Annotated in this window: 18 protein-coding genes and 2 tRNA genes; 18 read left to right on the forward strand and 2 right to left on the reverse strand. The window is 39.8% G+C overall.

The window, feature by feature from the left end; translation table 11 throughout:
- Positions 1 to 21: 21 nt before the first annotated feature.
- From VGE44_RS02490 to VGE44_RS02540, 11 genes are all read left to right on the forward strand, one after another.
- A complete protein-coding gene (locus VGE44_RS02490; protein WP_331076182.1) occupies positions 22 to 876 on the forward strand; it encodes a sugar phosphate isomerase/epimerase in 855 nt (284 codons plus the stop codon).
- Between the two features lie 113 nt (positions 877 to 989).
- Positions 990 to 1,742, forward strand: coding sequence for a polysaccharide deacetylase family protein (locus VGE44_RS02495; RefSeq protein WP_331076183.1), 753 nt, complete (start codon positions 990 to 992; stop codon positions 1,740 to 1,742).
- 238 nt (positions 1,743 to 1,980) lie between these two features.
- A complete protein-coding gene (dinD, locus tag VGE44_RS02500; protein ID WP_331076184.1) occupies positions 1,981 to 2,832 on the forward strand; it encodes a DNA damage-inducible protein D in 852 nt (283 codons plus the stop codon).
- A 290-nt stretch (positions 2,833 to 3,122) separates the two neighbouring features.
- Positions 3,123 to 4,706, forward strand: a complete 1,584-nt coding sequence (locus VGE44_RS02505) for a hypothetical protein (protein ID WP_331076185.1) — start codon at positions 3,123 to 3,125, stop codon at positions 4,704 to 4,706.
- Between the two features lie 57 nt (positions 4,707 to 4,763).
- The gene (locus VGE44_RS02510) at positions 4,764 to 6,158 is read left to right on the forward strand and encodes a GntP family permease (RefSeq protein ID WP_331076186.1); all 1,395 of its coding nucleotides are present in this window, start codon (positions 4,764 to 4,766) and stop codon (positions 6,156 to 6,158) included.
- 451 nt (positions 6,159 to 6,609) lie between these two features.
- Positions 6,610 to 8,322: an IlvD/Edd family dehydratase gene (locus VGE44_RS02515; protein ID WP_331076187.1), complete on the forward strand. Its 1,713-nt coding sequence runs from the start codon at positions 6,610 to 6,612 to the stop codon at positions 8,320 to 8,322.
- A gap of 17 nt (positions 8,323 to 8,339) precedes the next feature.
- On the forward strand, positions 8,340 to 9,107 hold the full coding sequence (locus VGE44_RS02520) for an SDR family oxidoreductase (RefSeq protein WP_331076188.1): 768 nt from the start codon (positions 8,340 to 8,342) through the stop codon (positions 9,105 to 9,107).
- Positions 9,108 to 9,262: 155 nt separating this feature from the next.
- Positions 9,263 to 9,454, forward strand: coding sequence for a hypothetical protein (locus tag VGE44_RS02525; RefSeq protein WP_331076189.1), 192 nt, complete (start codon positions 9,263 to 9,265; stop codon positions 9,452 to 9,454).
- Positions 9,455 to 9,581: 127 nt separating this feature from the next.
- Positions 9,582 to 10,454, forward strand: coding sequence for an SMP-30/gluconolactonase/LRE family protein (locus tag VGE44_RS02530; RefSeq protein ID WP_331076190.1), 873 nt, complete (start codon positions 9,582 to 9,584; stop codon positions 10,452 to 10,454).
- 227 nt (positions 10,455 to 10,681) lie between these two features.
- Positions 10,682 to 11,782 (forward strand): redox-regulated ATPase YchF, encoded by a 1,101-nt coding sequence (ychF, locus tag VGE44_RS02535; RefSeq protein ID WP_324484383.1) that lies wholly within the window; start codon positions 10,682 to 10,684, stop codon positions 11,780 to 11,782.
- A 50-nt stretch (positions 11,783 to 11,832) separates the two neighbouring features.
- Positions 11,833 to 11,904 (forward strand) — tRNA-Arg (locus tag VGE44_RS02540).
- 58 nt (positions 11,905 to 11,962) lie between these two features.
- Here VGE44_RS02540 and VGE44_RS02545 read toward each other — a convergent pair.
- Positions 11,963 to 13,312, reverse strand: coding sequence for a DUF1080 domain-containing protein (locus VGE44_RS02545; protein ID WP_331076191.1), 1,350 nt, complete (start codon positions 13,310 to 13,312; stop codon positions 11,963 to 11,965).
- 366 nt (positions 13,313 to 13,678) lie between these two features.
- Here VGE44_RS02545 and VGE44_RS02550 point away from each other — a divergent pair, with 366 nt between their 5' ends.
- The 5 genes from VGE44_RS02550 (at position 13,679) to VGE44_RS02570 (ending at position 19,429) form a co-directional block, all read left to right on the forward strand.
- Entirely contained in the window at positions 13,679 to 14,485 is an 807-nt protein-coding gene (locus VGE44_RS02550) for an endonuclease/exonuclease/phosphatase family protein (RefSeq protein WP_331076192.1), read from the forward strand.
- Between the two features lie 79 nt (positions 14,486 to 14,564).
- A complete protein-coding gene (locus VGE44_RS02555) occupies positions 14,565 to 15,671 on the forward strand; it encodes a carbohydrate-binding family 9-like protein (protein WP_331076193.1) in 1,107 nt (368 codons plus the stop codon).
- Positions 15,672 to 15,689: 18 nt separating this feature from the next.
- The gene (locus tag VGE44_RS02560) at positions 15,690 to 16,451 is read left to right on the forward strand and encodes a hypothetical protein (RefSeq protein WP_331076194.1); all 762 of its coding nucleotides are present in this window, start codon (positions 15,690 to 15,692) and stop codon (positions 16,449 to 16,451) included.
- A 105-nt stretch (positions 16,452 to 16,556) separates the two neighbouring features.
- Positions 16,557 to 18,872, forward strand: a complete 2,316-nt coding sequence (locus tag VGE44_RS02565; protein WP_331076195.1) for a patatin-like phospholipase family protein — start codon at positions 16,557 to 16,559, stop codon at positions 18,870 to 18,872.
- Complete coding sequence (locus tag VGE44_RS02570; protein ID WP_331076196.1) at positions 18,869 to 19,429, forward strand: hypothetical protein; 561 nt, start codon at positions 18,869 to 18,871, stop codon at positions 19,427 to 19,429. Before VGE44_RS02565 ends, VGE44_RS02570 begins: the two co-directional genes overlap by 4 nt.
- Before the next feature lie 530 nt (positions 19,430 to 19,959).
- Here VGE44_RS02570 and VGE44_RS02575 read toward each other — a convergent pair.
- Complete coding sequence (locus VGE44_RS02575) at positions 19,960 to 22,284, reverse strand: BamA/TamA family outer membrane protein (RefSeq protein WP_331076197.1); 2,325 nt, start codon at positions 22,282 to 22,284, stop codon at positions 19,960 to 19,962.
- Between the two features lie 41 nt (positions 22,285 to 22,325).
- Between VGE44_RS02575 and VGE44_RS02580 the strand changes: the two genes are divergently transcribed.
- Both VGE44_RS02580 and VGE44_RS02585 read left to right on the forward strand, forming a co-directional pair.
- Entirely contained in the window at positions 22,326 to 23,069 is a 744-nt protein-coding gene (locus tag VGE44_RS02580; protein ID WP_331076198.1) for an RNA methyltransferase, read from the forward strand.
- 53 nt (positions 23,070 to 23,122) lie between these two features.
- Positions 23,123 to 23,193: transfer RNA gene (locus VGE44_RS02585), tRNA-Cys, on the forward strand.
- Positions 23,194 to 23,217: the final 24 nt, after the last annotated feature.

The raw sequence follows: 23,217 nt of genomic DNA on the forward strand, positions 1-23,217 counted from the left end.
AACTTCTAAACGAATAAAATTATGATAACATTTAAAAATAGTCTCTGGTATTTATGCCTTCTCACTGTTTCATTCATTGGATGTGCTGAAAGTTCCAAAAAAACTCAGGATCAAAATACTGAATGGAATATCGGAGTAGCCTTGTATTCTTTCAACCGCTTTTCATTTGCTGATGCTCTTGATAAAGCAGACAGTGCCGGAGTGAATTATGTGGAAGGATTTTCTTTTCATAATATGGGAAAGGAATTCAATGATAAAACGATGGCTGCGATGAAGCCAGAAGACATCAGCAAATTGAAGGAAATGCTCAGCGCTAAAAAGCTTGAAATGCAATCTATGTATGTTAGTGGTGCGAAAAATGAAGCCGACTGGAAATACTATTTTGAGCTGGCTAAAGTAATGAATATGCAGCACCTCGTAGCTGAGCCGGAAAAGGAGTCATGGGACATGCTGGATAGTCTTGCAGGAGTATACAAAATCAAAATAGCCATTCATGAGCATGCGAAAGGAAAAAGCCAATACTGGCATCCTGATTCTGTAATAGCCGCTATGAAAGACCATCCAAACTTTGGTGTATGCGCCGATCTTGGGCATTGGGAAAGAAGCGGATTAAATCCTGTTGAGTGTCTGAAAAAACTGGAAGGAAATATCCTTGGAGTCCATCTTAAAGACATCCATCAATCCAACAACCCTGATGCAAATGATGTTGTTATAGGAAAAGGTGTGATTAATTTCCCTGCTATAATTGATGAATTCAAACGTCAGCAATTTAAGGGTGTGATTCATGTTGAATGTGAACATAAAATGGAAAACAACCTTGCGGAAGTTATCGCAGGAAAAAAATATTTCGAGGGATTATATACCAAAGTCAATTAAAAAAACAATCTGTAAACAAAATGAAATCATTTCCCCAAATCCTAAACAGAGATTTAATTTTCTTAAACAAGATTACATTTCTATTAATATTATCAATTTTTCTTTCTGCTGAAATGCTATTGGCACAACAAGCTGAAACAACATTTGCCTGGCCTGAGGGAAAGCAGATAGCCATCAGTTTAAGTTTCGATGATGCCCGTGCAAGCCAGGTAGATGCCGGCACTGCACTGCTTGATCAATATGGAGTGAAAGGCACATTTTATGTGGTTCCAAATTCAGTTAAACAAAGATTGGAGGGCTGGAAGAAAGCAGTTGCCAGTGGTCATGAAATCGGGAACCATTCTTTCAACCATCCCTGTACAGGTAATTTTCCATGGTCTAGACAAAAGGCCATAGAGAATTATACCCTAAAGCAAATGCGGAATGAGTTAATTCTGGCCAATAAAGACATTAAGGAATTACTCGGAGTTGAGTCTGAGGTTTTTGCATATCCTTGCGGACAAACCTATATCGGCAGAGGGGAAAACACGAAAAGCTATGTACCTGTTGTTTCAAAACTATTCCTCAGCGGCAGAGGCTGGCTTGATGAGGGACCCAATGCACCTCAATTCTGTGATCTTGCGCAGCTAACCGGAATGGAAATGGACGGAAAGGACTTTGAGCAAATTCTACCGCTGATTGAAAATGCAAAAAAATCAGGTGCCTGGCTGGTTCTTGCCGGTCATGAAATGGGTGAATCTGGTAATCAAACCACCCGATTGAGTATGCTGAAAAAGCTGATCGAATACGCACAAAACCCTGCAAACGGGATATGGATTGCTCCGGTTGGAACTGTAGCTAAATATATTAAGGGGCAGAAGGGGTAAATTGAGATTGTGGGGGTTCCAGCATTCGCTGACAATAGCTGCTTGGAGTGAAGCGTTATAAAACCAAGGCTTGCCTTTCATGTACATATTTCGAACGATGCATCAAAAATTAAGCGAGCAGCGAACAGAACATCTGCACCTGATCGAAGCCAACAAGCAAAGGATATTAAAATGACCTAATTCTGTTTATGGCAAACAAATTCTTTAATTTTAATTGCCATAAAAAATCATTAGAAATATGATGAAGAAAGAATTGGTTATGGAGTTGCTCCAAAAATTTGAACAAGCAGCTTACGAGTATCAGGGAGTTGAATGCTGGAGTGCGAGGGAGCTACAAAAGGTATTCAATTATACAGATTGGCGTAATTTTTTAAAAGCCATTGACAAAGCCAAAAAATCTTGTGAAACTGCAGGAGAGACTGTTTCTAATCATTTTGTTGGCTTCAACAAAATGATAGATTTGGCAAAAGGTGCTCAACGGGAAATAGACGATATTGCTCTTACAAGGTATGCCTGTTATCTAATTGCTCAAAATGGAGATGCTAGCAAAAACGAAATTGCTTTTGCCCAAACTTACTTTGCCGTGCAAACACGCAAACAGGAAATTATCGAACAGCGACTCTTAGACGTTGCAAGAGTAACAGCAAGAGAAAAACTAAGCAAATCTGAAAAGAAATTATCAGGTATCATTTACGAACGCGGTGTGGACGATAAAGGTTTTGCTATTATCCGCAGTATGGGCGACAAAGCCTTGTTTGGTGGTTTTTCTACAAACGATATGAAACGTAAGTTGCAAATTCCTGACAATAAACCTTTAGCCGACTTTCTACCAACGCTTACCATAAAAGCGAAAGACTTTGCTGCCGAACTGACCAGCCACAATTTAGTGGAAAAAGACCTGAAAGGGCAAGAGCAGATTGGTAAAGAACACGTGGACAACAATACGGCTGTTCGTAAAATGCTCAAGCAAAGAGGTGTGCAGCCTGAAAATCTACCTGCTTTGGAAGATGTAAAGAAAGTGCAACGCAGATTAGAGAGTGAGGAAAAGAAAGTAAGTAAAACGACAAATAAGCTGAACAAGAAAAAGTAGAAAAACCTAATCCGACAGACAAACACCGGTCGGAAGCAGGGCATCAGCTAACAAGGGAAACTATTATAGTCTCTGCTTTTTGCCTGTTTTGTATTGATCAAAAGCAACATGTGTAAGCTTCCCCCTCCCCCACAGAATTTAGCCAAACTAAAATAGAGAATTCATTCAACTGAGTAGATTGTCTACTTTAGTGCTAAAGGCCGGGTGAAGTGCGATAAGCCGATACAGCTTGAGGCCTAGGACGTTATACCGAACTCACATTATATCATCAGTTTATATAAAATCAGATAATGAAGTCAATACAAATTCGAGGAAATTACCAGGATTTAAATCCCAAGAAAATTCATGTTCTTAACAGGCAAAGTTCTGAATTTTCAATCAAATCCTTATTCAAGCCTGTCATCACTCCATTTTCAACCCTTTTGATTGCGCTTACCTTATTCTGCTCTTTAAATTCATCTGCATCAGAAATATACATTGGGAAGTCGACAGCTGATATAAGCCCTACCCTTCCAGTGGCTTTAATGGGTCAGTTTAATCTGCGGATTGCACATACGGCAGCTACACCAATAACTGCCAATGTAGTGGCACTGGAATCAAGAGAAGGCACACGCTCTCTGGATGCAGCTATTTTCGTTTCCTGCGATCTGGTTTACATCCCTACACCATTGCTTACAATGATTCGGATCGAAGTTTCAAAACAGCTTCCGGGTTTCGATGGTAATAAAATTATTCTGAATGCTACACATACCCATACCGCACCGGTTCTGGAAGATAATTTAGATGAATCCTCGTTTCTGTACAAAATCCCGGGAGGGGTAAGTCCGGTAAGTGCATACAGAGCTTTATTTGTAAAGAATGTGGCCGATGCGATCGTGAAAGCCTGGAATAGCCGCAGCCCCGGTAGTGTAAGCTGGGGACTTAACAGAGCTGCAATCCCATACAACCGTCGTGCTTCTTATGCAAACAACACAACAACAATGTATGGTAAAACCAATGTACCTGATTTTCGGAACCTGGAAGGTTATGAAGATCATGATATTAATTCCCTTTTCTTCTGGAATAAAGAAGGAAAGCTGATTGCAATGAGTATCGATGTCGCATGTCCGGCACAGGAGGTTGAAAGACGTTCGGAGGTAAATGCAGATTACTGGCATCCGGTTCGAATGGCTCTAAAGGAAAAATTTGGTGATGATTTAACTGTTCTGGGCTGGATTGGTGCTGCCGGAGATCAGTCGCCGCATATTATGTACCGCAAGGCAGCCGATGAACGGATGCTTAAACTTAGTAATAAGACCCGTATGGATGATATCGCAGCACGTGTCGTATCTGCAGTTGAGGAAAGCTATAAAACAGTGAAGGATGACCAGTATCGCAATGTTAAACTGGTCCATAAAGTTGAAAAGATCAAGTTACCGGTAAGGGTAATCACAGAAAAGGAATACGAAGAATCCAAAATTGTGCGGGATGAAGCTGCAGCTCGTATTGCAAAGGACCCGAAAGCTGCCGACCAGCAGTATGCAAAAATGACCTGGTTTGGAGATGTTCTAAAACGGTATGAAAAGCAAAAAGCAAATCCGGATTATGAAACAGAAATACATGTTTTACGCATTGGGGACGCTGTAATCTGCACCAATCAATTCGAACTGTTTACTGATTATGGCATACGCATTCAGGCACGCAGCAAGGCATTACAAACATTTGTGGTTCAGCTTGCAGGTCCGGGAACCTATCTCGCGACAGAAAAAGCAATCCGGGGTGGCGGATACAGTGCGGTATGTCAGAGTAATATCGTTGGTTCTGAGGGCGGACAAATTCTTGTCGACCGGACGGTTAAATTAATTGATGAAATGTGGGCCGAAAGGACTAATTAGTTTCAGAGGAACTTATCAATGAACCTAGGTATATTTAGCATTCTTAATTAATTTTTAATGGATATCGTCTTCGTTATACTACCACTCCTATTATTGATGTATGCAGCATACAAGGGTTTTAGTGTTATCCTTTTTGCACCATTAACGGCATTACTGGCAGTACTTTTAATAAATCCAGCCTGGGTCCCTGCTTTTTTCTCAGGTATTTTTATGGAGAAGATGGCAGGCTTTGTAAAACTCTACTTCCCGGTTTTTTTGTTGGGTGCTATTTTCGGAAAAGTGATTGAACTATCAGGTTTTGCGAAATCAATTGCCCATTTAGTGATCAGAGCTATTGGTGAAAGCAAGTCAATGCTCGCCATAGTATTAGTTGGAGCCTTATTGACTTATGGAGGGGTCTCCCTTTTCGTTGTTGCTTTTGCCCTTTATCCCTTTGCATCCGAGCTATTTAAGAAGACTAATATTCCAAAACGTCTTATTCCGGGCACCATCGCTTTAGGTGCCTTTACCTTCACAATGGACGCATTGCCGGGTTCTCCGCAGATTCAAAACATTATTCCAACAACATTCTTTAATACAAATACCTGGGCTGCTCCCTGGCTGGGGTTAATCGGGGGAATTTTTGTGCTGTCTGTAGGAATGCTTTATCTGGAATGGCGCAGAAAAAGTGCAAGATTGGCAGGTGAAGGTTATGGTGAAGGCCATATCAATGAACCGGAAGAGCTATCCGGTGACAAACTGCCAAATGCCTTTACAGCCCTGCTTCCATTAATCCTTGTGGGTATTTGCAATAGAATATTCACTGAATTAATAATCAGAAACTACGGCAAAAGTTTTGATTTTTCGGCAATTGGTATCACTGGAGTATCGCCTATAGAAATACCCAAACTTGCCGCAATTTGGGCTGTGGAAGCTGCCTTATTGATTGGTATAATTACTGTTCTGATCCTTGCATACAGCAGAATTAAAGTAAATTTCAATGCCCGTATTAATCTGTCAATTGGAGGAGCCTTACTTGCAACATTAAATACGGCCTCCGAATATGGTTTTGGTGGTGTAATCGCAGCTTTGCCTGGGTTTAAGGCTTTGAATGATGGTCTGGCTTCTACAATCAGCGATCCGCTTGTTAATGAAGCGGTTACAATAACCACTTTAGCCGGAGTAACAGGATCTGCTTCGGGAGGAATGAGTATTGCACTCGCCTCAATGAGCGAAACATATATTGCTGCAGCCTCTAAATTAGGTATCCCAATGGAAGTACTTCACCGGGTCGCTTCAATGGCAAGCGGTGGTATGGATACTTTACCACATAATGGTGCTGTCATCACATTGCTCGCTATCACGGGACTAAGTCACCGGCAGTCATACATGGATATTTTTTCAATGACAATTATCAAAACGCTTGCGGTGTTTTTAATTATAGAGGTTTATTACTTAACTGGCATTGTTTAATATTTCCTTACATATATTAATTAAAATGGTTTCAAGCGATATGTTTCCAGTGTTATAATCTGCTGGTATAGGTTAGGGTAAATTTATTTAAAAACAAGGTAATATGATGATATATTATAAACCCTCAACTGGTTAATTTTGGTTATTCACAAAAATACTCCTATCTGATTCTCACTATCTTATTTGTTTAGAATAATAGTGTATTCGAATGACTGGAGGAAAGTAGATATATGCTGATTCCCAATTTATAAGTACAACATGAAATTAACACAAATGATCATAGCGATAAAAACTTGTTTTAAAAGAAATTCCGAAATACCTTTAAGTGCGAATAGACTTTACTTACTATAAAGTTTGACATAAGTGGAATAACCGTATTCTCTTTTAATTTATAAAACTGAAGCAAGTTTTACAGACAAGCGATAATATTTATCGCAATAACAGAGTAAAAATGGAAAAGAAATTACGGAGCCAGCAGTGGTTTGGCAAGACAGGTAAAGATGGAATAATTTACAGAGCCTGGATGAAAAACCAGGGCATTCCTGACTATGAGTTCAAAGGTAAACCCATCATCGGAATATGCAATACCTGGTCGGAACTGACCCCCTGCAATGCCCATTTCAGAGAACTGGCAGAGTCTGTAAAAAGAGGAATCTTTGAAGCTGGTGGTTTCCCGGTAGAGTTTCCGGTGATGTCATTGGGCGAAACCCTGATCAAACCAACAGCCATGCTTTACCGCAATCTGGCCAGCATGGATGTTGAGGAATCGATACGTGCGAATCCAATGGACGGTGTTGTTTTATTGTGCGGATGTGATAAAACTACACCTTCGTTAGTAATGGGTGCCTGCAGTGTTAATATTCCAACGATCGTAGTATCCGGCGGACCGATGCTCACCGGTAAATATAATGGCAGGGATATAGGTACAAGTGATGTATGGAGATTCACGGATGATGTGAAATCAGGTATCATGTCTGAAGAAGAGCTTAATATTGCCGAGGCGGGTTTATGCCGCAGTCAGGGACATTGTGCAGTTATGGGTACGGCCTCAACCATGGCTACTATGGTTGAATCATTGGGACTTACCCTGCCTCAGAATGCGGCCATTCCGGCTGCTGATTCAAGACGAAAAGTACTGGCGCAATTATCCGGCAAAAGAATAGTTGAGATGGTAAGAGAAGACCAAAAATTATCCGATATCCTGACCAGAGAAGCTTTTGAAAATGCGATTAAAGTAAATGCCGCAATCGGTGGATCTACAAATTTCGTGATTCACTTATTAGCGATTGCCGGCAGAATTGGCGTACCACTTGAGATCAAAGATTTTGATCGCCTTTCAGCCTCAATTCCACTTCTTGCTAATCTTCAGCCTTCAGGAAAGTTCTTCATGGAAGATCTGTATTATGCCGGCGGAGTACCTGCTCTGCTGAAGGAACTTGATTCTTTCCTCCATGCAGATTGTATTACCGCGAACGGAAAAACAGTCAGGGAAAATTACCAGACTGCCAAATGCTATAACCGGGAGGTAATTGCATCCATCGATAAACCATTTAACAATACAACTGCATTAGCAGTTCTGTATGGAAATATCTGCGAAAACGGCGCTGTAATCAAACCAACTGCCGCAAGTCCACATTTGTTCCAGCACAGCGGAAAAGCAGTCGTTTTTGAAAATATAGAAGATTATAAATTAAGGATTGATGATCCCGACTTACCCGTGGATGAAAATAGTGTCCTTGTCTTGAAGAATGTTGGTCCGAAAGGTTATCCCGGAATGCCGGAAGTGGGGAATATGACCCTGCCCCTGAAGCTGCTTGAAAAGGGAGTTAAAGATATTGTCAGGATCTCTGACGGACGCATGAGTGGAACGGGTTTTGGAACGGTTGTTTTGCACATCTCGCCTGAGGCGACTCTGGGAGGAAATTTCAGCGTGCTTGAAACCGGAGACCTGATCACCCTTGATCTGAATGCCCGCACGCTGAATGTAGACCTCAGTGCAGAAGAGCTTCAGCGCAGAAAAGATAAGTGGGTACCTTCGCCGGCACTTACAGATAGAGGCTATACCAGTCTGTACATCAATAATGTAGAGCAGGCGCATTTGGGTGCCGATCTTGGTTTCCTAAAAGGAGGCTCGGGCAGTGAAGTAACGAGAGACTCTCATTAAAAATTACAACACAGAATATGAATTATAAGTCTTTCGACAAAAAAGTAGCGATCGTTACAGGTGCGGGTCAGGGAATTGGTTTCGAAATTTGCAGACAACTGGCAAAAGAAGGAGCTGCGGTTATATTAAACGATCTGGATGCAGATCTTTCCGAGAGTGCGGCAAAGAAAATCAGGGAAGAAGATGGTAATTGCATTTCCTTTTCTGGCGATTCGAGTAATCTGGACTTCATTCAAAGCATGGTCGATCTGGCTGTCAGGCAATTCGGGAAACTGGATATAGTGATTGCTAATGCAGGTATCACTTTATTTGGCGACTTTTTAACTTACAGTCCGGAGGCATTTAACAGGGTCCTTAATGTGAATATGGGAGGTACATTCTTCCTGACGCAGGCCGCAGCAAAGCAAATGAAGCAGCAAGTTGATGGAGGTTCAATCCTGTTTACTTCATCAATTACCGGACGTCAGGCACATAAAGATCTGGCCGCTTATGCGATGACCAAGGCAGCCCTGGACATGCTCGCAAGGAATCTTGTGATCGAGCTTTCTGAGTATAAAATCAATGTAAATACAATTGCTCCCGGAGCCACCATAACAGAAAGAACTACTAATGACCCTGATTATGAGACAGTTTGGTCAAAGCTAACACCCATGGGCAGACCGGGTACAACTACGGATGTCGCCAATGCCGCCCTGTTTCTGGTATCTGATAAAGCGAAACAGATCACAGGGCAATGCCTTGTAATTGATGGTGGCTGGTCTTGTATCAGTCCCTCTCCTTTTTAATTTTCAGGAATCCTAATCAGTAATTTTAAGAGAAAATTGAAATTGTAGTAGTAATGATTATATTCTCGGCTCTTAATTTTTCTCTTTACTTTTCCTGCAGCAGAAAAGTAACAAGCCGAGGAGGAACGACGAGACCATGAGTACCTTAAAAACAATTGACAAAACGAATAAATGCCGCCGCTGCACCTGATGCTGCTAAAGTTAGTGCTAAGGCTTTGTTTGTGCCTACCGCACCAGCTGAGGCGGAAAAAAACGTTAACGGAGATTTTGTGCTTTGGCCAAAGCTTATGAACAATCCTGCAATTATAGGTATAAACAGTGCAGGATTAAAGTCAGTAAAAATATAAAGATTGAAATTGTACTGAAAGTGAGTATTACATTTTAACGGATACATAAAAACATTACATATCGTATAAATGGCTATTTTATCTACAATTTTATTTTAGGCAGACAGCAGTGACTCCTAATCAAACAATGAAAGAAGCTATCCTTTTCCCTAGCCAATGCCTGCTGGGCGAAGGACCGCTTTGGCATGCCGAAAGAAATTCATGCTTTTGGGTGGACATTGAACGGGGTATGTTATTTGAATATCAGTGGATCAGCAAGGAAACCAAAACCTGGAAATTTGATGGCAGGCTAACTATGGCTTGCCTTAGCTCAGCAAATTGCCTGATTCTTGGTTTAAATGCCGGAATTGCGAGGTTTGATCTGAAATCCGAGAAGCTGGAATGGCTGCTGGATATTGAGTCAGAGATCAAAGAAAACCGCTGTAATGATGCTAAGTGCGACAGTAAAGGCAGGTTATGGATTGGCACGATGGACATGACTTTTAAACCGGGCGCTTCATCATTATACTCCATTGATAAAAATCTCAGTATCAAAAAAAAGCTGAGCAATCTGACCATTTCTAACGGAATGGCCTGGACGGCCGATAACAAGCGAATGTACTTCATTGATAGTCCGACACAAAGCGTACAATCCTATTCCTTTGACCCAGTTAGCGGGGATATTCTGTTTGAGAAGAATGCCATTCATATTCCTGAAGAATTGGGTACACCGGATGGAATGTGTATCGACCGGGAAGGGATGTTATGGGTAGCACATTGGGGAGGTTTTGGAGTTTACAGGTGGAATCCATTAAATGGGGATCTCCTTGAAAAGATTGAAATACCCGTCCCCCATGTAACTTCATGTGCTTTTGCCGGTAAAGATCTTGATCACCTGATCATTACAACCGCAAGAGGAGATTTGAATGATGATGAACTGAAAAAATACCCGGAAAGCGGAAATGTATTCTTTTTAAAGATGAAAGTTAGAGGAACAGAACCCAATACCTGCATATTTTAACCGGACCGGGAATTCAAATTGATTTCTAATAATGGATCAGCACTATGTTCATCAAGTGACTGAAAAACTCAGAACATAATTTCTATCTTTGCGCCACTTTAGGCTTTGAGATATGAGATATGAGATATGAGATATGAGATATGAGAAAAGGGCTGAGAGCCCAAAGCTCATTGCTCATTGCCCAAAGCCTAAAACTTACAACCTATAACCTACAACTTACAACTCAAATGGCATTACAGTGCGGTATAGTCGGATTACCAAATGTTGGAAAATCTACACTTTTTAATTGTTTATCGAATGCAAAGGCGCAGGCGGCGAATTTTCCATTCTGTACCATCGAACCAAATATCGGTGTGATTACCGTACCGGATCCCCGTTTAACCAAACTTGCTGAACTGGTAAAGCCGGTTAAGGTTCAGCCAAATACTATTGAAATCGTAGATATTGCAGGGCTTGTTAAAGGAGCCAGCAAAGGTGAAGGATTGGGGAACCAGTTTCTTGGAAACATACGTGCTACCAATGCAATCATACATGTTCTGCGTTGTTTTGATGATGATAATGTGATCCATGTTGACGGTTCTGTTGATCCGATAAGGGATAAAGAAATTATTGATACTGAATTGCAGTTAAAGGACCTTGATGCTATTTCAAAACGCATCCAGAAGGTTGAGAAAATGGCTAAGACTGGCAATGATAAGGATGCAAAAAAGACCTATGAGGTTTGCAATATCGTTAAAGCACACCTTGAATCAGGCAAATCTGTACGTACCGCCCCTATTAGTGAAGAAGACAAAGAATATATCGCCGACCTGTTTTTATTGACAGAAAAACCGGTAATGTATGTGTGTAATGTAGATGAGAAATCTGTTGTCAGTGGCAATCAGTACGTAGATAAGGTTCGCGAAGCAGTAAAGGAAGAAAATGCAGAGGTTCTGGTTATTTCAGCTCAAATTGAGGCCGAAATAGCTTCTCTTGAAAGCTTTGAAGAAAGACAGATGTTCCTTGAAGATCTGGGACTGAGCGAGTCGGGAGTAACCCAGTTAATACGGGCTGCTTATAAACTATTAAAGCTGGCAACCTATTTCACTGCAGGAGTGCAGGAAGTAAGAGCATGGACCATTACACAGGGTTTTACAGCCCCTCAGGCTGCCGGTGTTATTCACTCAGATTTTGAAAAAGGATTTATCCGTGCAGAGGTTATTAAATATGATGATTTTGTAAACCTTGGTTCTGAAGCCGCTTGTAAAGAAGCCGGAAAGCTGGGTGTTGAAGGCAAAACTTATATCGTGCAGGATGGAGATATCATGCATTTCAGATTTAATGTTTAGACCTTGCCGCTAATAGTGGAATAACTATATTTGCTCCAATATCGGAACAGGTGCCCATAGTTCAATGGATAGAATTGCAGATTCCGGTTCTGCTGATGGGGGTTCGAATCCCTCTGGGCACACAAAAAAGCCCCGGATTAATTCCGGGGCTTTTTTGTGAATCAATAATTTTACCCCCCTCTATTTCAACTCTTTTATTTTAATACTTCTAAAGTAAACTTCATCGCCATGATCCTGCAAAAGAATCTTGCCTTGTGCTGCAGTTCCAAAGCCCTGGACTGCTTTAAACTTGCTTAAGCCTATATTTTGCATAAAATCTGCAGAACCCCGCTGGTACTCGAGTACTTTGATGCCGTTTAACCAGTGCTCCACTTTATTATCCGGATAAACCCTGATCATGCCCTGATTCCATTCACCAACCTTTTTTAAAGAATATGGAATCTTTTGTGCAGACAGGATATCATACAATGATGCCTGAGTCCGGTTACCTTTAATCCCAAGCTTTGCATCAGGATGGTTTTCATCATCCAGTATCTGATATTCCAGCCCAAGAATTGAGCCACCCAAATTACTAACAAAATACTTCAGTCCGCTATTTGCTCCCTTTGTTAGTTTAAAATCAAACTTCAATTCATACGCCGAGTATTCCTTCTCAGTCACAATATCCCCTCCTTTAGCCTTCTCACCCGGAATATCTTTCTGAACACTTAAAATTCCATCCTGGATTTGCCAGCCTTCAGCAGGGAATGCAGATCCATTTGCTGCTGTCCAGCCTTTTGTTGACTTTCCATCCCATAGCAAACGATAGCCCTGCTTTTTCTCAAGTGCAGACAGATCATTCGTGACCATATTCACCACAAAAATATCTGCAGGAGCTGAAGGCTTGAGGTTTTCGGTTTGAATCCGAATATTTCTCCACCGGATCTGACGGCCCTGAGGTTCAGTTGAAGGAATTGCATGAACCTGCATCGCAATAAATCCTTTGGTGGTCATATCATCAATAAGGTGGGAAACCGGTATTCCGTTCACCCAGGTACGGATGCTGTTCCCGATACACTCTATACGATACTTATTCCAGTCATTAATTTTATAGGCTGTTTTAGCTGCAGGATTCAATTCCAGATTATACAACCAGCCTCTCCTGCCCTCATCATAAACGCCACCGCTCCAGGCTCTTGCCGAGGGATCAATCTCCATCTGATAACCATGAACTCTTCCATTCTGATAGTCAGACTTACTCAGACTTCTGAACTGAATTCCTGAATTCATTAGAGGGTGTGCCAGCAATTCTACTTCAAGAATGAAATCGCCGTACTCCTTTTCGCTTGCAAGAAAGGAATTGGGTGTATTGGATACTGTAGTTCCAATAATCTCATCCCCTTTGGCTTCATAGGTTGCTTTCCCGCCAAGCAGCTTCCAGCCGCTAAGATCTTTCCCATTATAAAGGTTAACCCAGCCCGAATTAGATCGCTGAGCGAATACGTTCACTGAAACAAGCAGGAACAAAAAGGTAATTAACTTCGAATTCATAGAATTATTTTTATTAAATGTACAAATTCCTGCCAATCAACCTAAGCAAGACATTAATATAAGCTGAATTCGATAAGGCAGGTTAAAAAATACTTTATAACTCCTAAGATCAGGATTTGGCGCACAATGAATAGATTTTGGAAAGCTATACCAGTATATTATAGGCTGATTCAGCCCTTTGCTCCGGAGTATTTCCGGCAAGAAATCGCGTTCTTGTCCAAACAACGAATAGCCGGAAGATACTTCCTCTGGCAAGGTATTATACCGAACCCATGTTAATATATACTCTACAGAGACAGCTCTCTGATAATTAGCTTATAAATTCTTCCGAAAATAGCTTACTTTCAGTCCGAAAAAACATCTCAAATGAAACGACTCTATTTTGCTTTTACACTATTAATTCTATGCTCATGCGGTGTTTCCAGAGAGCAGACCAAAACATCCCAAAAATCTACTACCAATGAATTAAAGGTAATGAGTTATAATATCCATATTGGTAATCCTCCCTCAAAACCGGGTCTTATTGATATGGAAGCAATTATCAAAGCAATCAAAGCAGAAGATCCTGATCTGATCGCTTTGCAGGAAGTGGATGTAAACACTGCCCGCTCCGGAAAGATAAATCAGGCAGATATCATTGCAAGGAAGCTCGGAATGAACTTCTTCTTCGCAAAAACAATCGACCATGATGGAGGCGATTATGGGGTTGCTTTACTGTCTAAATTTCCGATCAGCGAAACAAAGATCCACCGTCTGACCACGGTAGCTGGAAGTGGCGGAGAACCCAGAGTAATTGCAACTGCAAAAATTCAATTAAAAAACGGCAAATATATCCGTTTTGGAGCAACCCATCTTGATCATTTAAGGAATCCGGTTAACAGAGAAATACAGATTGAGGAGATCAATAAAATAGGAACTGAAGAAAAACTCCCATTTATTATCGCAGGTGATCTTAATGCGGTGACTGAGTCGGCAGTGATACAAAAACTTGATCAGGTATTCATGCGAACCTGCAGTAAGTGTGAACCAACATTTCCAGTGGTAACACCAAACAGAACCATTGATTTCATAGCATTTAAGAAAACAGATCCTTTCAGTGTGATTTCACATCGGGTAATACAGGAGCACTATGCATCAGATCATTTACCGGTAGTAGCATTGTTACGTTTCTAATCGGGCATTTTTGAATAAGAATAAACTAGTTTTATCGTCAGATTCTACAATCAAGGTTTAACAATAAATAGATAATATATTGTCAGTTAAGAACAATCTGAAAAGCATACTGATCTTGCTTTCATTAGTATGCTCTCAATCGAATGTATTTGCTCAAAATCCATTCGCCGGACTTGAATCGCTATTCACTGTGCCAAAATCCTATACGCTATTTCGCGCGACTGCTCCATTAAACATGGACGGAGAACTAAATGAAAAAAGCTGGACAGATGCTCCATGGACTGAGTACTTTATTGATATAGAGGGCGATTTAAAACCTGCTCCTGCCTATAAAACAAGGGTGAAAATGTTGTGGGATGCAAATTACCTGTACGTCGCTGCCGAGATGGAAGAGCCACATTTATGGGCAAACAAACAACCGGAAAAAGATATCATATTCAGGGATAATGTGTTCAAAATTTTTATTGACCCTGATAATAATATGAATGATGATTTTGAGATTCAGATAAATCCTCAGAATAAAATGCTTTTTCTGATCATGAATAAGCCATACAGAGATGCAGGAACACCTGTAACAGGATGGAATCCAATTGGATATAAATCAGGCGTAAAACTTTCAGGAACGATCAATAATTCGGGCGATACAGATAAAGGATGGCTTGCAGAAATTGCAATACCACTTGCGGCATTAAGGTTCGATCCGCTAAATAGCAAACAAAACACCAACTTCAGAATCAATTTTTTAAGAACCAATTTTGATTTTGTTGTAAAGGACGGAGTTTATTCCAAAGCAATGGACAATAATGGCAAAGCCTTCCCTCCTCATTATTCATGTTTTACATCGCAGGGAATAATTAATATGCATTACCCTGAGCGATGGGCTTACACTGTATTTTCTGATAAGGCTCCGGATGCCCAATCAGAAAAATTCAGTCTGCCCTATTCAGAAAAACAAAGAAAATATTTATGGCTTGCCTATTACAGGCAAAAGGAATTCTTTAAGCTTAATAAAAAATATGCCCAAAGTCTGAAAGATTTGAATGTTCCTGAATCAGGGATTCAGATCGATGGCAAAAGCAATTTGTTAAGCATGGAAGCGACTTCAAAGCAATTTTTAGTAACTATCAGGGAAGAAGGCAGTACGGGCAATATCAGTGTTGATCATGACGGACTGATCATTTATTAAATTCTAAATCTAAATACAATGAAACTAAAACTATTCCTGGCATCCATGCTAATGCTTAGCCAGCTCATAAGTCCGTCTTTTGCTCAAAAAACAGAACTACTGATATTGCCAACAATCCATGGCGGACACAAAAAGAATGTTAATTACAATTTTAATCATGTAAGAAACATCATCAAAAACTTCAAACCTGATATCATTGCTCTGGAAATTCGTCCTGAGGATCTGGATCAGGATACGATCTATCTCCATAAGTTCTATAATCCGGAAATGGTCATGTTTTTAAAGGAATTTCCTGAAGCAAAAAAGGCCGGAATTGATTTCATGGGTGCTGATGTTGCAGGCAAACCACTGCCTGAAAACTTCCTGAAAGATACTGTTAATGAGTTTGGGAAATTCAGATTAATGAATCAGAAATTAATGCGTGATAGTGCTATTGTCAAAGCCCGAATTGAAAAAGGGCTCCCCGATCTGATCAGTAAGAGAGGTAAAATGATGGCTGGTTTAGGTGCAAACCAATTGATGACCGGTGAATATGATGCCCTAACAGAAGAATTCACAGTATCGCAGGCCAGAATACTACAAGGCACACCTTACCAGTATTATGATGATTTTCAGGTTATGCGGGATCAGCGAATAGCTGATAACGTCAAAGCAATTGCAAAAAAGAATAAAGGTAAACGCATAATCGTACTTACAGGAGCCAATCACAGGAACAGGGCTGTAAAACTTCTTGCGAAGCTAAGATCAGTAAATCTTGTGAATCAGGTTCAGGACAAGTAATGACATTTAAATTTTCTTTTTCTTCCGGAATACTGTCTGAGATATACTAAGTAAATACAAAAAACTGTTTAATGGTTAAAATCCTTAATTTTGATTAAGGCAACCATGAGTAAATATATTTCTTTCTTAGTTATTTTCCTGTTCTCTTTAGCTGCATCCGCCCAAAAGGTCGGCCTTGTTTTTAGCGGAGGAGGTGCAAAAGGATTAGCACATATTGGAGTTCTGAAAGCTCTTGAAGAAAACAATATCCCAATTGATTATATTGTAGGCACCTCAATGGGTGGAATTGTAGGTGGCTTATATGCATCAGGTTATAGTCCCGAAGAAATCGAAATCATTGCCCTCGGTCCTGATTTCCAGAGCTGGGTAAGTGGTCATTACCAAAATGAATATCGCTACTTCTATAACAAAAAGCCCGAAAACCCATCATTTATTACCGCCAAATTGCAGATAGATACCGGGTTTCAGGTTAAATTACGTTCCAACCTGATCAATGATATCCCATTGAATTTTGCCTTGCTCGAGCTTTATGGTCAGGCCTCAGCAATCGCAAAAGACGATTTCAATCATCTTTTTGTACCGTTCAGGTGCATCGTTGCTGATGTATTTACACAAAAAATGATCCCGGTTTCAAATGGAAATCTGGCAGAAGCAATTCGGGGAACCTTTACTGTCCCGCTTGTCTACCGCCCTGTTAAAGTGAATGATAAATATGTATTTGATGGCGGTTTGTACAATAATTTTCCGGTGGATGTGCTCAAAAAAGATTTCCAGCCTGATTATATTATTGGAACCAATGTTTCTTCAAAAACCTTCAGCGAATATCCTAAAGAAAATGATGAAAAGTTAATGAACCGTTTTCTGGTGTACATGTTCCTTTCCAAAACTGATTCTTCTGCTATTGGAAAAAATGGAACCTATATTCAGCCTGATCTTGAAGAATATTCCACCACTAATTTCTCACCGGTAGCAGAACTTATAAAAAAGGGTTATGAAGCAGCTCTGGCGGATATCCCTGCAATAAAAAAAGCAATTTCGAGAGAAATTACGAAAGATGAGCTGAATAAAAAAAGAGCGGCTTTTAAGGGGCGTTTAGGATTTCTGGAGTTCAATAATATAATTGCGAGCGGAGTAAATTCCAAACAGAAGGACTATGTTGAGCGCGTTATTGAAAATACTATTGATGTTTTTAGTAGTCTGGAAGAAGTTAAAAAAGGATATTACAAATTAGTCGCGGATGATAATTTCGAGACTGTATATCCCAGAATAAAATATGAACCCAAGAAGAATCTATATAATTTCGAGGTACAGGTTCAACCGGAAAAAAACTTCAAAATAGATTTTGGCGGTGCAATTTCAACAAGACCGATCAGTAATGCTTATGTAGGTTTACAGTATAACTATCTCAGAAAGAAGTCCTATACCTTCTCTGCTAATTTCTATGCAGGTGGGTTTTATGAATCTGCTCAAACAAGCGCGCGAGTCGACTTCCCAAGCAAACTTCCAATATATCTGGAAGCAGAGATGACCTATAATCACTGGAACTATTTTAACAAAAGCCAGATCTTTATTCAGAACATAAAACCCGCATTTATTGAGCAATCAGATCGCAGAATCGTATTAAAGCTCGGAATACCATTTACTAAAAACGGGAAACTGGAGGCTCAGGCAGGATTTATAAATTTCGATGATCAGTACAGCCCTAATCAGCGCTTTACCTTTGGAGATATCATGGACTTCAGCAGTTTTAATGGTTTAATGGGTTCATTGAATTATACCCGGAATTCATTAAACCGAAGGCAATATGCAAGCAGCGGGTCATCTATTCAGGTTGGAATTAATATGTATTCAGGTACTGAATCCTATTCTCCGGGAAATATATTCAGGGAAGAGCCCGGATTTACCAGGATACAGAACACAAAAACCAATCGTGAATGGGTAAAAGCCATGGTCAGCAGGGAATCCTATGTTTTAAACTCAAAAATCTATTCATTAGGCTTCTTAACAGAAGCAGTATTTAGCAATAAACCGCTATTCAGCACATACAAGTCAACCTTATTGAGTGCCCCGGCATTCAATCCCCTGCAGGATTCAAAATCCTCTTACATTGAAAATTTCAGGGCGAATTCTTATGGAGCTTTTGGCATGAAAAATGTATTTCACCTCTATAAAAAACTTGATCTACGTGCAGAAGGATATATTTTCCAGCCATTCAGAGTATTTCAGTTAGATAATTTACAATCAGTTAGTTATGCTGGTATATTTACAAAAAGCTATTATGCTGCTACTGCCGGACTTGTTTATAATACGCTGGCAGGACCGCTAAGTTTAAGCCTCAATCATTATTCTGAGGAGCAAAAACGATATGGACTAATGTTCCATATCGGATTTTTAATTTACAATAAACGATCATTCGAATGAGATTAATCAAACTTGCACTGTTTTCACTTTCAATACTATTAATTTGTGAATCAGCATACGCTCAAAGCAATACAATTGCAGGAGCGCAGATTACAATCAACAATTTTATTGTTAAGGAAAACCTCTATAAGAATAATCAGTTAGCGATTATTGCTGCCGATTCGGTTGATAAGCCAATTGAAAACCTGAGTGGTACATTTAAGTTCAGTATCAATGGATTTGAGCAGGAGCTAAAATTCAATAATGGGGCTGCAGTTGTCCCACAGCCTATAAGTAAATCAACATTTATCTATGTAAGGCATGAAAATGAATCCGGAAATCAGGGTAAATTATATTATGTGATTAAAAAATATGATATGCTTAATCCCATAAAAATTAGCTGGCTGGTACTGGTGCTTGTACCTGCCCTGATTATTCTACTCGCAATGATGTTCAGAAAATTTATAATAATAGCCGGAATCTTGCTTATTGTGATGTTTTACTTCAATACCAGCAATGGTCTAAAGATCTCTACATTTTTTGATACGGTATTCGATGGACTGAAGAACTTATTTTAGGTAAAAGACAATATTAGTTTTAGAGAAGAATACAATCTTTCTATCATAACTTGAGTTTGATATAAGGATGGGTAAAGAATACGGCCATAATTGGTCAGATAAGGTTCTTGAGCCACAATGATTTGATTTTGGAAATCAATATCTGTGTGTTATATGCTGGTTCAGCCCTTTCCTCCGGAGTATTTCCGGCAAGAAATCACGTTCTGTTTCAAATTACGAAAAGCCGGAAGATACCTCCTCCGGCAAGGTTTATTTCAGCCGGGGCTGTTTTTCATCGAAAAGGAGCCCGGCATTAGGACCATATGCCATTTTTAATTAAACCCGGGTGACAGCTGCAGCCTTTTTGCAATACGGAATTTCATGATGAATAATAAATCTATTGCAAAAAGCTAAGCAGAACACGGGGCTTTCGCGACCGAAGAATCACAGGCCTTGCTTTCTAAAATAAAAGAGAATCAGCCAATCTAATTAGTTCTGTAAGATTTATATCAAACTCAGGTTGTCTTATATCCAACTAACCAATATTCAATTTAAAACGGCATACCAATTCCAAAATTATACTGTACAAAGCGATAAACATCAGGCCGGTGGGTGCTGGCATAATTATCTTTGAATTCTGTTTTATTGAAAAGATATTTAATGACATATTGATCTGAACCATTGAATTGAGGGTCTTTTACTTTAATACCTGCATCCAGTCTGAAAACAAAATAATTTAGGTCAAAACGTAAACCCGCTCCTACTCCTACTGCCAGCTGGTTGAAAAATTGATTGAATTTAAATTCACCACCAGGATTTTCGACACTAGCCTTTCTCCTCCAAATATTTCCAAAATCAGTAAACGTGGCACCTTTTACCTTAGCGCCCATGAAGTTATTGACAATTTTAAATCTATACTCAAGATTTCCTTCCAGTTTGTATTCACCTAACTGGTCCAGGTTCCGAAGGTTTGCCCTGAGAGTATCTGCTTTGCCATCAGTTCCCAAAACAGCCCTGTTATAGTTTCCGGGACCTAAAGTACGTGCCTGCCATGCCCTAACCCCACTAGATCCACCGGCAAAAAAGTTCTTTTCAAAGGTAAGCAGATCACTATTTCCATGGGCCAGTCCAACTCCCGGATTCAATCGTGCAACTAATTGTTTATCGCCACCGAAATAGCGGTAATACCGTATATCCAATTCGGTTTTTACATATTGCTGATAAGGTAAACCGAAAATAGTTCTAAATCCATCAGCATCTCTTTTAAATTTGACCAGCTTATCAAGAAGGCCGAGGGAATTCCCTGCTAAGTCAACCGCCCCCCTGAAAAACAGGAAATTATTGTAATTATCGAGTCTGTTGGCATTATAAGTGAAAGCATATTGACTCCCTAAATTGAAGAATTGACGGTCATTCGTTTTAACATACAAACCAAATCCACGCTGTAATAAACTATCTCTGAAAACAGGGTCAAGCACTCCCTTTCTAAACTCAATATTGATTGGGGTATACGAATGAAGTTTGGACTTGGTCTCAACCCAATCGTAAGTAATGGAATTTATAAATACCCTGCTTCTGAAAGCAGACCGCTGGTCAAAAGATTGCATACTACTGGAAATTGTAGTATGAGGCATCCCATTTCTTCCTATATCCGGGATTCTGAATGGGACGAGCAATTTCGGAAGGATCAGATTAATTCCAAGCTGAAGGTCTCTGCTAAAAACCCGATCTAATATTTTTCTATCTGAGGTGGCATCAAATAAAACCCCGTATTTTGCTTTTACCTCAAGAAGCTCGGCTCCTCCGAAAAGGTTTCGGTTTGTATAGGTATTTCCAATATTAAATCCATTCCGCCCCGAGTTGAATGTATATTCCCCCTCAATTCTATTGCTCATCCGCTTCAGAGGTGAAATATCATATCTTGGATTAAGCTTATTAGTACTGTCGCTGGCTTTAGTATAATCAATTTTAAGATTTCTGAAAACGTTCAGGTCATAAAGTCTGTCGTATGTAAGCTCTTCATTTTCAATATTATAAATATCATCCTTTTTCAAAAAGATATATTTCTTAATCGGTTTCGGGTTGAATTTGCCGGAGTAATCGATAAAACGAAACTGTGAGTCCACCTGCAGGGTATCTGCCTTTAATCCTTCAAACTTACCTTCACTGGTCCGGATGGTTACCTGGCTGTTATTAATAGTATAAACCTGGTGCGCCTGCTTTCCTTCGGGATTGCTAAGAAATAACTTCAAATCTGCCTGACTGTCGGATAAATTACTGTCCACATCAAATCTTACATACTGACGAACGTAGTCGAAATACCCGTTTTTCTTCATCATCCGGTAGATCTGTTCACGTTCCAGTGCAAGGGAGTCTGAATCGAACCTATTACCCTCCCTCAATCGGCTGAAACTCTCCCGATTTTTTTCATAGATCGCTAAAACGGCAGAATCCGCAATTTGATACTCAATTTTTCTGATTTTGAATTCAGGCCCCTGAGTAGCTGCAAATTTGATAATTGCATGCTTATCCTTTACTTCTATTTCACTCTTAACTTTGGCATTGAAAAATCCCTTGGTTGCAAGAAATTTTTCAATCTGAACCCTGGATATCTCTACCAGAGAACTGTCAAGCAGGTGCGGGGCTTCTCCAATGGCCTTAACCTTGTCAGTTCTGTATTTACCTTTTCTTGTATTGAAGGTATTATATAGAGCCAGATTCAATCGTGAGTTTGTGCGAATATCACTTTGCACAAAAGTCAGGGCAGTTTCTTTAAATTGCTTATCTACCCCTGTCAGTTCAACCTTTTTCACAAGAGCCTGATCTTCGGCAAGATAGCGCGTTGCATTACACGAGCCTAAGATTAATATAATCAAAAGCAGTATACTTGTAAGTAAGGAACTAGGGTAGATAAAGTATGATTTCAAAGTCTCAAATAAGTTTTATAAAATCTTTACATCAAAAAAAAATCCGAAAAGAACAGGGCCTTTTCATTGTTGAAGGCCTAAAATCAATTCAGGAATTTATAAATTCTGATTATGTTGTTGATTCTGTCTATTACACAGAAAATTTGATGCCAAAGTTGGGTAATTTATCACGAAATATAAAGTCAGTTGAAATTACTGAATCAGAACTATCCAGAATAAGTGCATTAAGCACTCCACAAGCAATACTTGCAGTTGTTCAGATACCCAAACAAAGTGATTTAAACCCGAAAAAACTTGTTGACTCATTCCTTATAGCCCTGGATGGTATACAAGATCCGGGTAATTTGGGTACGATTATCCGGACTGCAGATTGGTTTGGATTAAACACGATTTTATGTTCAATGGATACTGCTGAAGCATATAATCCTAAAGTAGTGCAGGCCAGTATGGGATCATTATCGCGGGTGAATATTATCTATACAGCACTTGAAGATTTTTTGGATCAGACCAATCTTCCGGTTTACGGAGCTTTACTCGATGGGAAGTCAATTTACGAAACCAATTTCGGACAGGAAGGAATTATATTACTAGGGAATGAAGGGAATGGAATTAGTGATAAACTTCAAAGCAAAATTAATTATCCGGTTACGATTCCAAGGTATGGGAAAGCTGAATCTCTGAATGTTGCTATTTCTGCATCTATATTTTGTTCAGAATTAAGAAGAAAATCATAAATTTTGTTGGGTAGCAATAATTAATTGCTACTTTTGCATTCCTTAATACATAAGGTCGGGTGGCCGAGTGGCTAGGCAGAGGTCTGCAAAACCTTTTACAGCGGTTCGAACCCGCTCCTGACCTCAATTAAAATATTAAATTTAAAAC

This window comes from Daejeonella sp. (assembly GCF_036405355.1).
In the GTDB taxonomy this organism is placed as follows: domain Bacteria; phylum Bacteroidota; class Bacteroidia; order Sphingobacteriales; family Sphingobacteriaceae; genus Daejeonella.

Excerpts from the sequence above, each read along its gene's own strand:
- VGE44_RS02545 (WP_331076191.1), bottom strand. The coding sequence starts at position 13,312 with ATGAATTCGAAGTTAATTACCTTTTTGTTCCTGCTTGTTTCAGTGAAC.
- VGE44_RS02510 (WP_331076186.1), top strand. The coding sequence starts at position 4,764 with ATGGATATCGTCTTCGTTATACTACCACTCCTATTATTGATGTATGCA.
- VGE44_RS02550 (WP_331076192.1), top strand. The coding sequence starts at position 13,679 with ATGAAACGACTCTATTTTGCTTTTACACTATTAATTCTATGCTCATGC.
- ychF (WP_324484383.1), top strand. The coding sequence starts at position 10,682 with ATGGCATTACAGTGCGGTATAGTCGGATTACCAAATGTTGGAAAATCT.
- VGE44_RS02490 (WP_331076182.1), top strand. The coding sequence starts at position 22 with ATGATAACATTTAAAAATAGTCTCTGGTATTTATGCCTTCTCACTGTT.
- VGE44_RS02505 (WP_331076185.1), top strand. The coding sequence starts at position 3,123 with ATGAAGTCAATACAAATTCGAGGAAATTACCAGGATTTAAATCCCAAG.
- VGE44_RS02530 (WP_331076190.1), top strand. The coding sequence starts at position 9,582 with ATGAAAGAAGCTATCCTTTTCCCTAGCCAATGCCTGCTGGGCGAAGGA.
- VGE44_RS02520 (WP_331076188.1), top strand. The coding sequence starts at position 8,340 with ATGAATTATAAGTCTTTCGACAAAAAAGTAGCGATCGTTACAGGTGCG.
- VGE44_RS02580 (WP_331076198.1), top strand. The coding sequence starts at position 22,326 with ATGATTTCAAAGTCTCAAATAAGTTTTATAAAATCTTTACATCAAAAA.
- dinD (WP_331076184.1), top strand. The coding sequence starts at position 1,981 with ATGATGAAGAAAGAATTGGTTATGGAGTTGCTCCAAAAATTTGAACAA.
- VGE44_RS02565 (WP_331076195.1), top strand. The coding sequence starts at position 16,557 with ATGAGTAAATATATTTCTTTCTTAGTTATTTTCCTGTTCTCTTTAGCT.
- VGE44_RS02570 (WP_331076196.1), top strand. The coding sequence starts at position 18,869 with ATGAGATTAATCAAACTTGCACTGTTTTCACTTTCAATACTATTAATT.
- VGE44_RS02560 (WP_331076194.1), top strand. The coding sequence starts at position 15,690 with ATGAAACTAAAACTATTCCTGGCATCCATGCTAATGCTTAGCCAGCTC.
- VGE44_RS02495 (WP_331076183.1), top strand. The coding sequence starts at position 990 with ATGCTATTGGCACAACAAGCTGAAACAACATTTGCCTGGCCTGAGGGA.
- VGE44_RS02515 (WP_331076187.1), top strand. The coding sequence starts at position 6,610 with ATGGAAAAGAAATTACGGAGCCAGCAGTGGTTTGGCAAGACAGGTAAA.